This is a genomic window from Caballeronia sp. INML2 (genome assembly GCF_023631365.1).
Taxonomy (GTDB): domain Bacteria; phylum Pseudomonadota; class Gammaproteobacteria; order Burkholderiales; family Burkholderiaceae; genus Caballeronia; species Caballeronia turbans.
This window is the reverse complement of the sequence record NZ_JALQDH010000063.1, coordinates 1-13,913: the sequence shown is the minus strand read 5'-3', so window position 1 is coordinate 13,913 and position 13,913 is coordinate 1. Positions and strand designations below refer to the sequence as shown.

The 13,913-nt window shown below is 63.2% G+C and carries 13 protein-coding genes; 9 read left to right on the top strand and 4 right to left on the bottom strand.

The genetic code is table 11. The features are described 5' to 3' along the window. Positions 1 to 6 precede the first annotated feature (6 nt). Complete coding sequence (locus tag NCT32_RS22520; RefSeq protein WP_061117007.1) at positions 7 to 861, bottom strand: transporter substrate-binding domain-containing protein; 855 nt, start codon at positions 859 to 861, stop codon at positions 7 to 9. A 726-nt stretch (positions 862 to 1,587) separates the two neighbouring features. Between NCT32_RS22520 and deoC the strand changes: the two genes are divergently transcribed. Genes deoC through NCT32_RS22480 form a run of 8 tightly spaced genes read left to right on the top strand, consistent with a single transcriptional unit; the run spans position 1,588 to position 11,223 of the window. Further along, positions 1,588 to 2,595, top strand: coding sequence for a deoxyribose-phosphate aldolase (gene deoC, locus NCT32_RS22515; protein WP_250490551.1), 1,008 nt, complete (start codon positions 1,588 to 1,590; stop codon positions 2,593 to 2,595). Between the two features lie 25 nt (positions 2,596 to 2,620). Beyond that, positions 2,621 to 5,011 carry an aldehyde dehydrogenase family protein gene (locus NCT32_RS22510; RefSeq protein ID WP_061117005.1) on the top strand — a complete coding sequence of 797 codons (2,391 nt, stop codon included), beginning with the start codon at positions 2,621 to 2,623 and terminating at the stop codon, positions 5,009 to 5,011. A gap of 60 nt (positions 5,012 to 5,071) precedes the next feature. Then, the gene (locus NCT32_RS22505) at positions 5,072 to 5,554 is read left to right on the top strand and encodes an RbsD/FucU family protein (protein ID WP_061117004.1); all 483 of its coding nucleotides are present in this window, start codon (positions 5,072 to 5,074) and stop codon (positions 5,552 to 5,554) included. After that, entirely contained in the window at positions 5,551 to 6,483 is a 933-nt protein-coding gene (rbsK, locus tag NCT32_RS22500) for a ribokinase (protein WP_061117003.1), read from the top strand. Before NCT32_RS22505 ends, rbsK begins: the two co-directional genes overlap by 4 nt. Further along, positions 6,480 to 7,523 carry an ABC transporter permease gene (locus NCT32_RS22495; RefSeq protein ID WP_061117002.1) on the top strand — a complete coding sequence of 348 codons (1,044 nt, stop codon included), beginning with the start codon at positions 6,480 to 6,482 and terminating at the stop codon, positions 7,521 to 7,523. Before rbsK ends, NCT32_RS22495 begins: the two co-directional genes overlap by 4 nt. Before the next feature lie 53 nt (positions 7,524 to 7,576). Continuing rightward, positions 7,577 to 8,581, top strand: coding sequence for a substrate-binding domain-containing protein (locus NCT32_RS22490; RefSeq protein WP_061117001.1), 1,005 nt, complete (start codon positions 7,577 to 7,579; stop codon positions 8,579 to 8,581). 54 nt (positions 8,582 to 8,635) lie between these two features. Then, positions 8,636 to 10,165 (top strand): sugar ABC transporter ATP-binding protein, encoded by a 1,530-nt coding sequence (locus NCT32_RS22485; RefSeq protein WP_086960831.1) that lies wholly within the window; start codon positions 8,636 to 8,638, stop codon positions 10,163 to 10,165. Next, positions 10,162 to 11,223, top strand: a complete 1,062-nt coding sequence (locus tag NCT32_RS22480) for an ABC transporter permease (RefSeq protein ID WP_061116999.1) — start codon at positions 10,162 to 10,164, stop codon at positions 11,221 to 11,223. Before NCT32_RS22485 ends, NCT32_RS22480 begins: the two co-directional genes overlap by 4 nt. Before the next feature lie 73 nt (positions 11,224 to 11,296). Here NCT32_RS22480 and NCT32_RS22475 read toward each other — a convergent pair whose 3' ends face one another. Both NCT32_RS22475 and NCT32_RS22470 read right to left on the bottom strand, forming a co-directional pair. After that, positions 11,297 to 12,019: a DeoR/GlpR family DNA-binding transcription regulator gene (locus tag NCT32_RS22475; protein WP_061116998.1), complete on the bottom strand. Its 723-nt coding sequence runs from the start codon at positions 12,017 to 12,019 to the stop codon at positions 11,297 to 11,299. A 144-nt stretch (positions 12,020 to 12,163) separates the two neighbouring features. After that, complete coding sequence (locus tag NCT32_RS22470) at positions 12,164 to 12,844, bottom strand: dihydrofolate reductase family protein (protein ID WP_061116997.1); 681 nt, start codon at positions 12,842 to 12,844, stop codon at positions 12,164 to 12,166. A gap of 98 nt (positions 12,845 to 12,942) precedes the next feature. On the opposite strand from NCT32_RS22470, the gene NCT32_RS22465 reads away from it, so the two are divergent. After that, on the top strand, positions 12,943 to 13,206 hold the full coding sequence (locus tag NCT32_RS22465; protein WP_061117259.1) for a hypothetical protein: 264 nt from the start codon (positions 12,943 to 12,945) through the stop codon (positions 13,204 to 13,206). A gap of 155 nt (positions 13,207 to 13,361) precedes the next feature. Here NCT32_RS22465 and NCT32_RS22460 read toward each other — a convergent pair. Beyond that, positions 13,362 to 13,913 (bottom strand): glucose PTS transporter subunit EIIB (locus tag NCT32_RS22460; protein ID WP_250490550.1); only part of this gene is annotated, 552 nt, incomplete at its 5' end.

Here is a 13,913-nt window from a genome sequence, read left to right as displayed (position 1 = left end):
GCAAGGTCAGATGGAAGGCGCGGGGAGCGTGGCCGGAACGTCCATCGTCGAGCCGAACCATTTCTCCTGAAGCTTCTTCATGGTCCCGTCGCTGTTCGCTTTCGCGATGCCATCGCTGAAAAGCTTGAGCAGGGCGGCGCTGTCGGCATCCTTGCGCGCGACCCATGCGAAGTAGCTTTTCGGACCGATTGTCTGCGGCAGCACCGCGAACACGCCCGGACGCGACTTTATCAACGGCCCGAGATTGGCGACGGATTGCGCGACCGCATCGAGCCGGCCGACGGCGAGGTCCGCATAGGCTTCGTCGAACGCGACGTATTGCTTGACCTGCTTGAGGCCTGGACCGCCCGCTTCCTTCAGCTTCTTGTCGAGCGCCATCAACGCCTGCAACTGCGCGGAGCCGGTCTGCGAGCCGACCACCTTGCCGTTAAGATCGTTGGGAGTTTTGATGGACGCATCGGCCGAGCGGGTGAGTACGCCGGTGGTCGCATCGGCAACGGGCACGGTGAAGGCAAAATGATCCGCGCGGTCCTTGTTGACGGTCACCGCTGTCACGACGACATCGAAGCGCTTTGCATCGAGACCGGGCAGCAGACCCTGAAAGGGCAGGTCGAGTTGCTTGACTTTCACATCGGGCAGAGACTTGAGGACGTAGGCCATCAGATCGGCGTCATAGCCGACGATCTTGCCGTTATCGACGTATTCGAAGGGCGCGTAACGCGCTTCGGTCGCAATCGTGATTTCCTTGTTCGATTTGATGCGGGCGAGCAGATCGTCCGCGTGCGCAAACGACGGCGCGGCGGCGTTGAGCGCGAGCGCGCCCGTCAGCGCGGTCAGCAAATGGCGAAGACGTTTGTTCATGACACTCCCCTTGCATGTGAGCTATTGTGAAGACAACCAGAATCTCATTCAAGTGACTTGAATGAAATTCATTAGGCATGAAGCGTGCCAGCGTGAGGCACCCCGACGTACGGGACTGCGTCCTTCTGACATGCACTGAAAGAGGGGAGCAGGGCTGGACGAATGCACCGCCGCGCGCGGCGATGCACCGGATTGAAGTACGAAGAGGTAATGCGAGAGTCAGCGGAGTCCGCAAAGCACGGACGCAAGACGCTGCACGAGCGACAGCGCGTAGGGCTCCTGCCGCTTGACGAGCAGTGGCGACATGGAGATCGAATACTCGATCAATAACATTTCGAGCGTGGCGCACGCACGCCGTGTACGCGAATCTACGGCAGCGTGGGCAACAGATTGACCGCTCGTCTCTCTACGGTTCACTTGACGTGACGGAGAAGAGCGCAACCTCGTACTTCCTCGGTATGGCTATGGCGAAGCTCTTCGCTGCTCCATTGTTTGCCACGCCGTGGTTGTTCCACGTCTCCATGGCATCTGGCGTTTCGATTTTTTTGTTGGCCGGTACATCTCGTTCCCGACTTATTGCGGCAGTTTCAATGTTTGTGTTCCACAACATTCAACAAAGCGCCTCCGAACTTTCCCTATGTTACGATCCTAACAACGATGTTATAAACTGAGATCAATCTATCAAAAACTGTTGTGCGTCGCACAAGACGCCGGCATACCGATCTCATGCTGGAAACTGCATCGAAGTCCATCGTCGCATGGCCCGGAAAGGCTCAGGTTCACGCCAGCGCGCGCAATCCCGGCGTGCCGTTCGATTTGTCGTGGCTCGACGGGTTGCGCGTAAATCAGTCGGCGGTGGCACGCCGCGCATCGACGCTCGGCACGCGCCGCGCGGTGAAGAAAGATGCGCAGGCCGCGTGGCTGCTCAAGGCGATTACCTGCATCGACCTCACGACACTCAGCGGCGACGATACGCACGGTCGCGTCGAACGACTGTGCGCGAAAGCGCGCCGTCCGTTGCGCGACGATCTGCTCGACGCGCTCGGCATGGCGCCCGGTTCGATCACGACAGGCGCCGTGTGTGTCTATCACCGCTACGTTAAAACAGCGGTGAAAGCGCTCGAAGGCAGCGGCATTCCTGTTGCAGCCGTGTCGACGGGCTTTCCCGCCGGACTCAATCCGCACGAGCTCAAGCTGCGCGAGATCGAGGCCTCGGTGCGAGACGGCGCCTCGGAGATCGACATCGTCGTCACGCGCGAGCATGTGCTCACGGGCAACTGGCAGGCGCTTTACGACGAGATGCGCGATTTCCGCGCGGCATGCGGCGATGCGCACGTGAAGGCGATTCTCGCGACCGGCGATATCCGCACGCTGTCGAACGTCGCGAAGGCGTCGATGATCTGCATGATGGCCGGCGCCGACTTCATCAAGACATCGACGGGCAAGGAAAGCGTCAACGCGACGCTCGATGTGTCGCTCGTGATGCTGCGCATGATTCGCGAATACCTTGCCCGCACCGGCGTCGCGATCGGCTTCAAGCCCGCGGGCGGCGTGTCCACCGCGAAATCGGTGCTCGAATATCAGATCCTCATGAAGGAAGAGCTCGGGCGCGAATGGCTCGAAGCGGACATGTTCCGCATCGGCGCATCGAGCCTGCTCGCGGATATCGAACGCCAGCTCGAACATCATGTGAGCGGACGCTATTCGGCGTTCAACCGTCATCCCGTCGCCTGATTCACGGACTTCAATACATAGCCTCATGAGCGTTGCCGAATACTTCTCCTCGATGGAATACGGACCCGCACCGGAAGACGATCGCGCCGCGCGCGCATGGCTCGATCAGCATGCCGGGCGCTTCGGTCACTTCATCAACGGCGCATGGCGCGACAGCGCCGACGCCGACCGATTCGATTCGCGCGAACCGGCCACGGGCCGCGCGCTCGCGTCTATCGCGCAAGGCACTCAGACCGACGTCGATGCCGCCGTAGAAGCCGCGCATGCCGCCCTCGAAGGCTGGCAGGCGATCGGCGGAGCGGGGCGCGCGCGGCATCTGTATGCGCTCTCGCGCATGGTGCAGCGGCATAGCCGTCTTTTCGCCGTGCTCGAATCGCTCGACAACGGCAAGCCCATTCGCGAATCGCGCGATATCGATATACCTCTTGTGGCAAGGCACTTTCTGCATCACGCGGGATGGGCGCAGTTGCAGGACAAGGAGTTTGCAGACTGGGCGCCGCTCGGGGTGATCGGGCAGATCGTGCCATGGAATTTTCCGCTCCTGATGCTCGCGTGGAAGATTGCGCCGGCGCTCGCGCTCGGCAACACGGTCGTTCTGAAACCCGCCGAATTCACGTCGCTGACGGCGCTGTTGTTCGCGGAGCTGGCGCATCGCGCGGGCTTGCCCAAAGGCGTGCTCAACGTCGTCACCGGCGATGGACGCACGGGCGCGGCGCTCGTCGAGCATGATCGTGTCGCGAAGATCGCGTTTACGGGCTCGACCGAAGTGGGCCGCCAGATTCGCGCAACGACAGCCGGTTCGGGCAAATCGCTGACGCTCGAACTCGGCGGCAAGTCGCCCTTCATCGTATTCGACGATGCCGATCTCGACAGCGCCGTCGAAGGTGTCGTCGATGCGATCTGGTTCAATCAGGGACAAGTGTGCTGCGCGGGCTCGCGCCTGCTCGTGCAGGAAGGCATCGAAGCGCGTTTCATCGAGAAGCTCAAGCGCCGCATGGACACCCTGCGTGTCGGGACTTCGCTCGACAAGGGCGTCGACATGAGCGCGGTCGTCGATGACGTGCAGCTCGAACGCATTCGCGCGCTCGTCGACAAGGGCGAGAGCGAGGGCTGCGAAATCTATCAGTCCGCGCGTGCCACGTTCCCCGAGGGGGGCGCGTTCTTTCCGCCGACGCTCGTTACCAACGTCGCGCCCGCATCGACGCTCGCGCAGGAAGAAATCTTCGGGCCGGTGCTCGTGACGATGAGCTTCCGCACGCCGGAAGAAGCCGTCGCGCTCGCGAACAACACGCGCTACGGTCTCGCCGCGAGCGTGTGGAGCGAGAACATCAGCCGCGCGCTCGATGTCGCGCCGCGCCTGCAATGCGGCGTGGTGTGGATCAATGCGACCAATCTCTTCGATGCGGCTGTCGGCTTCGGCGGCTATCGCGAGTCGGGGTTCGGTCGCGAAGGCGGACGCGAGGGCATCTACGAATACCTGAAGCCGCGCGCCTGGGCCAGACTCCCGGTGCGCGGCGAAACGAAGCCATTGCAGGCGCAACCCGATTCGCTCGTCGATGCCGGCAACGTCAGCGCGCTCGATCGCACCGCGAAGCTCTTCATCGGCGGCAAGCAGGCGCGGCCCGACAGCGGTTATTCGCGGCTCGTGCATTCGCCCGCGGGCGAGATCGTCGGCGAAGTGGGCGAGGGCAGCCGCAAGGACATTCGCAATGCAGTGGCCGCCGCGCGCGGCATGACCAAGTGGTCGTCGGCGAGCGCGCACAACCGCGCACAGGTGCTGTACTACCTCGCGGAAAATCTGAGCGCGCGCGCCGATGAGTTCGCGAAGCAGCTCGTCGCGCGCGCGGGTTCGAGCGAGCGCGATGCGAAGCGTGAAGTGGAAGCGTCCATCGCGCGCTTCTTCACCTACGCCGCGTGGGCCGACAAGTACGACGGCGCGGTGCATGCGCCGCCGCTGCATGGCGTCGCGCTCGCGATGCACGAACCGCTCGGTGTGATCGGCATCGTGTGTCCGGACGAAGCACCGCTGCTCGGTTTCGTGTCGCTCGTTGCGCCCGCGCTTGCGCTGGGCAACCGCGTGGTCGTAGTGCCGAGCGAGACGTGCCCGTTGATGGCGACGGACTTCTATCAGGTCGTCGAGACGTCGGACGTGCCGGGCGGCGCGCTGAACATCGTCACCGGCGATGCGCGTTCTCTTGCGCAAACGCTCGCGCAACACGACGATGTCGATGCGCTCTGGTGCTTCCACGGCGCGTCGCTTTCGGCGATGGCCGAGCGTGAATCGACCGGCAACCTGAAGCGCACGTTCGTCGATCAGGGCCGCGTGTTCGACTGGCACGATGCCGCAAGCGAAGGACTGCCGTTCCTTCGCCAGGCCGTGCAGGTCAAGAACATCTGGGTGCCGTACGGAGACTGAATGAAGCATTGACGGGCGCAGATCTCGAGACGAGACACGCCCACGCATGGAGGAGACGCTGTGCTGAAGAACATCGATCCGCTCTTGAACGCCGATATCCTCTACGCGCTCGCCGCGATGGGCCACGGCGACGAAGTGGTGATCTGCGACGCTCACTTTCCCGCCGACTCCGTCGCGCGGCAAACGGTGCTGGGCAAACTGCTGCGCATCGACGGCGCGAGCGCGCCGCGTGCAGTGCGCGCGGTGTTGTCGGTGCTGCCGCTCGATACGTTCGTCGACGATCCCGCGGGCCGCATGGAAATAGTTGGCGATGCAACTACCTTGCCCGCCGTGCAGCGCGAGGCGCAACGCGAAGTGGACGACGCGGAAGGCCGTGAAACGCCGTTCGCGCCGATCGAGCGCTTCGCGTTCTACGAGCGCGCGAAGCAGGCCTACTGCGTGATCGCGACGGGCGAAGCGCGCGGCTACGGCTGCTTCATCTTCAAGAAGGGCGTGCAGCTCGCACCTGATGCACCGGATGCGCCGGAAGGAGGCACGCGATGAAAAGCGTCGTCATTCTCGGCATCTATGTGACGGACCTCGCGTTTCGCGCGGAACGCATGCCGCTGCTCGGCGAAACGGTTGCGGGCTCCGCGTTCAAGATGGGACCGGGCGGCAAGGGCTCGAATCAGGCCGTGGCCGCCGCACGCGCGGGCGCGGACGTGATCTTCTGCACGCGCATCGGTGCGGATGCGTTCGGCGAGATCGCACAAGCGACCTGGGCGGCCGAAGGCATCACCTCGCGCGCAACCGTGATGAACGATGTTGCGACAGGCGCGGCGCATATTTACGTCGATGAAAACACGGGCGGCAACGCGATCATCGTCGCGGCGGGTGCGGCGGGCACGCTCGCTCCCGAAGACGTCGATGCCATCGAGGACGATATCGCGCGCGCGGGCGTCTTCGTCACGCAACTCGAACAGCCGATTCCGGCTGCGCGCCGCGGTCTGGAACTCGCGCGCAAGCATGGCGTGACGACCGTCTTCAATCCGGCGCCCGCGTTGCCGCTCGCCGACGACATCTATCCGCTGTGCGACTACATCACGCCGAACGAAACGGAAGCGACGGCGCTGACGGGCGTGCCTATCGCCAATATCGATGACGCGCGCCGCGCCGCCGACGTGTTGCTGAAGAAGGGCGCACGCGCGGTGATCGTCACGCTCGGCGAAGCAGGCGCGCTACTGCATACGTCGGATGAATCGACGCTCGTGCCGGCGTTCGATTGCGGCCGCGTCGTCGAAACGGCCGGCGCGGGCGATGGTTTCACGGGCGGCTTCGCAGCCGCGCTCGCACGAGGCGAAAGCGCGGTCGATGCGGTGCGTTTCGGCTGCGCGCTCGCGAGCATCTCCGTGACGCGCCCCGGCACCGCGCCGTCGATGCCGCGTCTCGATGAGATCAACGCGCTGCTCGAACAAGGGAGCGTCACGCAATGAAAGCGTCGAAGTGGCTCGCTGATCGCCAGTTCAACTTCCTCATCGGCGTGAACGTGCTCGTCGTCATCGTCGCTACGTGGCTGTCACACGGCCAGTTCCTCGATATCGACAATCTTCAGTCGATGGGCGGCCAGTTGCCCGAACTCGGCCTGCTCGCGCTCGGCATCATGCTGTCGATGGTGTCGGGCAACGGCGGTATCGATCTCTCAGGCGTCGGGCTTGCGAATCTCTCCGGCATGGTCGCGGCGATGGTTCTGCCGCATATGCTCTCCGCTGACGATTCGCCCGCGCTCTATACGGCGGTGTTCATCTGCATCGTCGTGGCGATGGGCGCGATCGGCGGCTTGCTGAACGGCGTCGTGATCGCGAAGCTGAAGCTCACGCCGATTCTCTGCACGCTCGGCACGCAATTGCTGTTCACCGGCATCGCCGTCGTGTTGAGCAACGGCGCATCGGTGCGCGTGGAATATGTCGATCCGCTGTCGAACATCGGCAACGGCACCTTCCTGCAAGTGCCGATTTCATTGTGGATCTTCGTCGCCGCCGTGCTGGTGCTCGGCTGGGTGCTGAAGCGCACGCCTTTCGGCCTGCGTCTCTATCTGATGGGCACGAATCCGAAAGCCGCGTTCTATGCGGGCATTCCGCGCGCGCGCATGCTGATTCTCACCTACGGCATGTGCGGCGTGCTCGCGTCGCTCGCGGGCCTCATCAGCGCGACGCATACATCGAGTGCCAAGTGGGATTACGGCAACTCGTATCTGCTGATTGCGATCCTGATCGCGGTGATGGGCGGCGTGAATCCGGCGGGCGGCTATGGACGCATCGTCTGCGTGTTTCTCGCCGCGACCGTCCTGCAGTTTCTGTCGAGCCTCTTCAACCTGCTCGGCGTATCGCAGTTTTTCGGCGATTGCGCGTGGGGCTTTCTGCTGCTCGCATCGCTCGCATTCGCGGGCGGCGAACGCGTGCGCGCGATCTTCGGTATCGGCGGGGCCGCGCCCAAAAGCAATGTTCCACCGCCGCCCGCATCGACGGGACGTTAGTGTTGCGTGTGATTCATCAAAGAGACCAATCGGTACATAACGGAGACAAGGCAATGAAGCTCAGCAGACTCGGCACCGCGCTCACGGCGATCGCACTTGCAGCGGGCGCGATTGCGGCCGCGCAGGCCGCGACGAACGAAACCATCGTGACGGTCGTGAAGGTGACCGGCATCAACTGGTTCAATCGCATGGACGAGGGCGTGAAGGAGTTCGGCAAGGCGAACCCGAACATCAACGCGTATCAGACGGGACCGGGCCGCGCCGACGCCGCGCAGCAACTGAAGATCATCGAAGATCTGATCGCGAAGAAGGTCACGGCCATTGCCGTCGTGCCCTACGATCCGCCGACGCTCGAGCCCGCGCTCAAGAAGGCGATGGACCGCGGCATCAAGGTGGTCACGCATGAAGCGGACAATGCCAAGAACACGATGGTCGATATCGAAGCCTTCGACAACACCGCATACGGCGCGGGCCTGAACGAGCGCCTGTCGAAGTGCATGGGTCAGCAGGGCAAATGGGCGGTGCTGGTCGGCTCGCTCGGCTCGCGCTCGCAAGTGCAATGGGCAGATGGCGGCATCGGCAACGCGAAGGCCAAGTATCCGAAGATGGATCTCGTCGAGCCGAAACTCGAAACCAACAATGACGGCGAACGCGCGTATCAGGTCGCGAAGGAAGTGCTGCGCAAGCACCCGGATCTGACGGGCTTTCAGGGCTCGTCGTCGCTGGATGTGATCGGCATCGGCCGCGCGGTCGAGGAAGCGGGCAAGGTCGGCAAGATCTGCGTGTACGGCACGGGCCTGCCGACGGAAGCGGCCAAGTTCCTCGAAAGCGGCGCGATCAACGGCATCGCGTTCTGGGATCCGAAGCTCGCCGGTCTCGCGATGAACAAGGTTGCGCAGATGCTCGTGGACGGCAAGGAAGTGCAAAACGGCGCGGACCTCGGCATCACCGGCTACAACAAGGTCACCGTGACGAAAGGCCCGGGCAAGGGCGTGATCGTGCGAGGCACCGGCTGGGTCGATGTCGACAAGACGAACTACAAGCAATACAACTTCTGATGTGACGTGCGCGGCGCGCTTTCTTGAAGAGCGCGCCGCATGCCCAAGACAGACATGACCACAACGACACCGCTCCTCGAAGTCGTCGATATCCACAAGCGCTTCACCGGCGTCTACGCGCTGCGCGGCGTGAGCCTCGCGTTCGAGCGCGGCCAGATCTATCACTTGCTGGGCGAGAACGGCTGCGGCAAGAGCACGCTCATCAAGATCATTTCCGGCGCGCAGCCGCCCGATGAAGGCGAGCTCGTGATCGAAGGCGTGCGCCACAGCAAGCTCTCGCCGCTCGAATCGCTTTCGGCGGGCATCGAGACGGTCTATCAGGACTTGTCGCTGCTGCCGAACATGAGCGTCGCGGAGAATGTCGCGCTGACGTCCGAACTCGCGGAACATGCGGGCCGGCTCGCCCGCACCTTCGATCGTCGTGCGCTTGCGCAAACTGCCGCGCGCGCGCTCGAAGCAGTCGGCCTGCCGGGCGACGCGAACTTCCAGAAGACGCTCATCGAGCAGTTGCCGCTCGCGACGCGTCAGCTCGTCGCTATCGCGCGCGCCATTGCGAGCGAGGCGAAATTCGTCATCATGGACGAGCCGACGACATCGCTCACACAGAAGGAAGTCGACAACCTCATCGCCGTGCTCGCACGTTTGCGCGCGGACGGCGTCGCCGTGCTGTTCGTGAGCCACAAGCTCGACGAGTGCTACGCGATCGGCGGCGAAGTGATCGTGCTGCGCGACGGCCAGAAAATGGCGCAGGGCCCGATCGAAAACTACACGAAGGCGCAGATCAGCGAGCTCATGACGGGCAAGCATCTGTCGACGGAACGCTATCGCGCGCAAGGTGAAGCAGGCGCAACGCAAGTCGTGCTCGATGTACAAGGCCTCGGCCGCAAGGGCCAGTTCGCCGATGTCTCGTTCAAGCTGCACAAGGGCGAAATTCTCGGCGTGACCGGTCTGCTCGATTCGGGCCGCAACGAACTCGCGCGTGCACTTGCGGGTGTCGCGCCCGCCGACATGGGGACGGTGACGCTCGACGGCATGCGCGTGCGCCTGCATTCGCCCGCGGATGCGAAAGCGCAGCGCATCGGCTATGTGCCAGAAGACCGCCTGAACGAAGGCCTCTTTCTCGACAAGCCGATTCGCGACAATGTCGTCACCGCGATGATCGCGAGCCTGCGCGATCGCTTCGGACAGATCGACCGCAAGCGTGCGCAAGAGCTCGCGGAGCGCACCGTGAAAGACTTGCAGATCGCGACACCCGATGTCGACAAGCCCGTGCAATCGCTTTCGGGCGGCAACCAGCAGCGTGTGCTGATCGGCCGCTGGCTCGCGATCGATCCGCGCGTGCTGATTCTGCATGGCCCGACGGTCGGCGTCGACGTCGGATCGAAGGACATCATTTATCGCATCATGCAGCGGCTGTCGAAGGAAGGCATCGGCATCATCCTGATCAGCGACGACCTGCCCGAGCTGCTGCAGAACAGCGACCGCATTCTGATGATGAAGAAGGGCCGCGTCGCAAACGAATATCGCGCGGACCGGTTGAACGAAGCCGATCTTTATCACGCGCTACTTTCAGAGGCAGCATGAGCATGAGCGAATCCATCCGCCGCACGGGAAGCGAGACGATGCCGCAGCACGTGGCCGAAGTCGCGCCGCGTGTGCGCAAGGGCAATCTGTACGCGCAGCTGATGCGCAATCCCGAGTGGTTCACGGTCGGGCTGATCGTAGTGACGTGTCTGGTCGTGGGCAGCCTCAACCCGCGCTTTTTCCAGTTCGCCACGCTGTTCGACATGCTGCATTCCGCGACGACGGTCTCGCTCTTCGCGCTCGGCACGCTGGTCGTGCTGGCGTCCGGCGGCATCGATGTGTCGTTCACGGCCATCGCCGCTTTGACGATGTACTCGATCACCAAAGCCGTGTTCGCATGGTGGCCCGAGTGCCCGTTCGCGCTGATCCTGCTTGCGGGCGCGATCGGCGGCGTCGTGCTCGGTGTGATCAACGGGATGCTCGTGCATCGACTGAAGGCGCCTTCGCTGATCGTCACCATCGGCACGCAGTATCTGTATCGCGGCTTGTTGCTGACGTTCGTCGGCACGCAGTTCTTCATGAACATTCCGCATAGCATGGACACGTTCGGGCGCTTGCCGCTCTTCTTCTATCACACGCCGGATGGCTTGCGCGCCGTATTGCCGGTCTCCGTGCTCGCGCTCGTGATCGCGGCAGTGGTCACGTGGTGGCTGCTCAATCGCACGATGATGGGCCGCGGCGTCTATGCGATGGGCGGCTCGCTCGCCATCGCCGAACGGCTCGGCTACAACCTGCGCGCAATACATCTGTTCGTGTTCGGCTATACGGGCTTGCTGGCGGGCGTGGCGGGCATTCTGCATGTGTCGACCAACCGGCTTGCGAATCCGTTCGATCTCGTCGGCACCGAACTCGACGTGATCGCGGCCGTGATTCTCGGCGGCGCGCGCATCACGGGTGGCACGGGAACGGTGGTGGGCACGCTGCTGGGTGTCGTGCTGGTGACGCTCATCAATAGCGTGCTGATTCTCGTTGGCGTGCCGAGCACCTGGCAGAAGGTGATCATCGGCGCGTTCATCCTCGTCGCGGGAACGTTGTTCGCGTTGGGGCGCCGTCAGTAAGCGCTGCAAAAAGCGGAACAAAAAAGGCTCGTTCAAATCCTGAACGAGCCTTTCTGTTTTTTACCGGAACAAATCAGGTGCGTTTATGGAGCGCCGGTCCTTCTTCGGTGATCACCGAATCGAACTCCGAAATGTGCGAGAACCGCACCGCCTTCACCTTGCCGAACTTGCTTGCATCGACGACGAGATGCCGTTCCACCGCGCTCGCCATGGCGGCCTGCTTGATGGCGACTTCATGAAAATTCCAGCACGTGACGCCACGCGCTTCATCGACGCCGCCCGCGGACATGAACGCCTTGTTGATGCCCATGCGCCGCAACGTTTCGACGCTCTCGTCGCTGGCAAATGATTCCGACGACGGCACATACACGCCGCCGAGCAGGATCATGCGCACATTCGGCTTGCGCCGCAAAATCTCCGCTACGTTGAGCGAATAGCACACGACCGTCAGATGCATCTCCGTGGGAATCTGCCGCGCGAGCGTCGTCAGGGTCGTGCCGCAATCGATGAAGATGGTCTCGTTATCGACGAGCAAACGCGCCGCATGACTCGATGCGATCGCCTTGGCCTGCGCGAAATGATCCTTTTCTTCCTCGATGGTGTAACCCGCGTTCGGGACATCGGCCGCGCTGACGATGTAGCCGCCGAGATAAGTGAACTGGCCGGGATGCGCGGCGATATCGCGGCGCACTGTCATCTCCGATACGCCGAGCAACGCGGCTGCATCGCGCAGACGCATGACGTTCTGTTTTTCGAGCGCACCGGAAAGGGCGCGCAAGCGGTCGTTCTTGGCCATCGGGATGGCGCGACGGGGCACGCTCTTGGTGGCGGCGTGTCGCGCGAGGTGTGTTAGGTTTTGGTCGTTCGATGAGAGGATTATAACAATGCAAGCCGCATTTTTAGCGGCTTGCGGCGGGCTGCGCGGGTAAATCCCGAGGCTTCACGACTTGCGCGTATAGCGCAGCCAGACGACGTCGTGTTCCAGTTTTTCGATCGATTCGAGCTTGAGATATGTGGGCTTTTGCCACTTGTCCATCGCGACTTCGAACGATGACGTATGCGCTTCGCGTCCATCGACGAGCGGGATCAGGAGCACGCTCACTTCATCGGCAAGCTGTGCATTCACGAACGCGCCCGAGACATGGCCGCCGCCTTCGACGATCAGCTTGCCGATCTTCAACTCGCGCGCGAGCGTGTCGACGACGCGCTTCAGTTCGATGTCGTCCTTGCCGCCGAACACATACGACGCGCCGATCGATTGCAGATACGCGAGGTAATCGTCCTCGACGCTTTCGGCGAGCACTTCGACGATGTGCGATTCGAGCGCCGTATCGCTCTTCCACGCGACGCGTCCCTTCGGATCGATGGAAATCGCGTACTGGCTCGCATCGCGTCTGGCGAAATGATCGGTGCGCGGAACGGGGCCTTTCGCGAGTCCGCGAGGATAGTCGCGGTCCTTGCCATGCGAGATTTCCTGCATCGTGACGCGCCCGCATACCCACGCGTCGGCCTTGAAGCGCGCGGCGGTGTCTTCGTAGATCGGCGACGCGAAATCGAGATTCCAGTTATCGGTGAGGCTGCGGCCGTCGATCGACGACATCATGTGGCAGACGATATGCATGGTGCGCTCCGGGCGGCAAAGATTCGGTGCACGAGCGACGCAAGCGCCGTGCCGCCTGCGGCAATCGCGCGTTCGCGCGATGTGCGAAAATCGGCGACATGAAAAAGAACACTTTGCTCATCGTCCCGGCCTTGCTGATCGCGCTCAGCCCGCTCGCGCACGCGAGCCTCGAATCCGGCGCGCATCAGTTCAAGGAAGACGTCAAATCGGCGGGGCGGCAGACGGGCCACGCGGCGCGGGATGCCGCTCACGCGATCGGCGACGGCGCGAAATCGGCCGGTCACGCCATCGCGGATACGTCCAGACGCGGTTATCACGCGACGAAGCAGTGGGTGACCGGCGAAGTAAGCGGCAAGAAGTAAGCGGCAAGGAGTAAGCGGCACGCACCGCGCACTCGTTCCGAGAGGCGCAGCGTGTCCGTCGTCGATGGTCACGTCGAGCGACGTGGCCTCGCTTCATACGCGCGGCGTTTGTCACGCGATCGGGAAACCCCCATCGAGCGACAAGCGCCTGTCATTCACCGCATCGCGCCCGCGAGATTTTCCGCTTCCAGCCCGACGATCAGATCGACTTCGCCGTTGGAAAGCGCTTGCGTCGCGGGCACGCCGGCTGCCTTCAACGCGGCGCCGTCGAGCCGCGACGCATCGCCTAGCGCGACACGCAAACGCGTGGCTGCGAGCGGTTCGAGCTTCACGATGTTGGCCGCGCCGCCAAGCGCCGCGCGAATCTTCTCGGCCCGCGCTTCGTGCTGCGCCGTGTCCCGCGCGGCGACGGCAGCCGGTGCAGTCGCGGCGTCCGTCGAAGCGGCTGTCACGGCGGCGGCCGGCAGGTCGGCATCGCTGCCCGCCTTCTTCAGGTATTCCTGCATGTCGGTCTTCATGTTTTCCGATAGCGGCCCGAAGATCGCCTGCACGCCATTGCCCACACGCACGACGCCGGCGGCACCGAGCGCCTTCAGCCGCGCATCGTCGACGAGCGATGGATCGTTCACCGAGATCCGCAGCCGCGTGATGCACGCATCGAGGCTCTTGATGTTCGAGCGGCCGCCGAACGCGAGCACGAGATCACG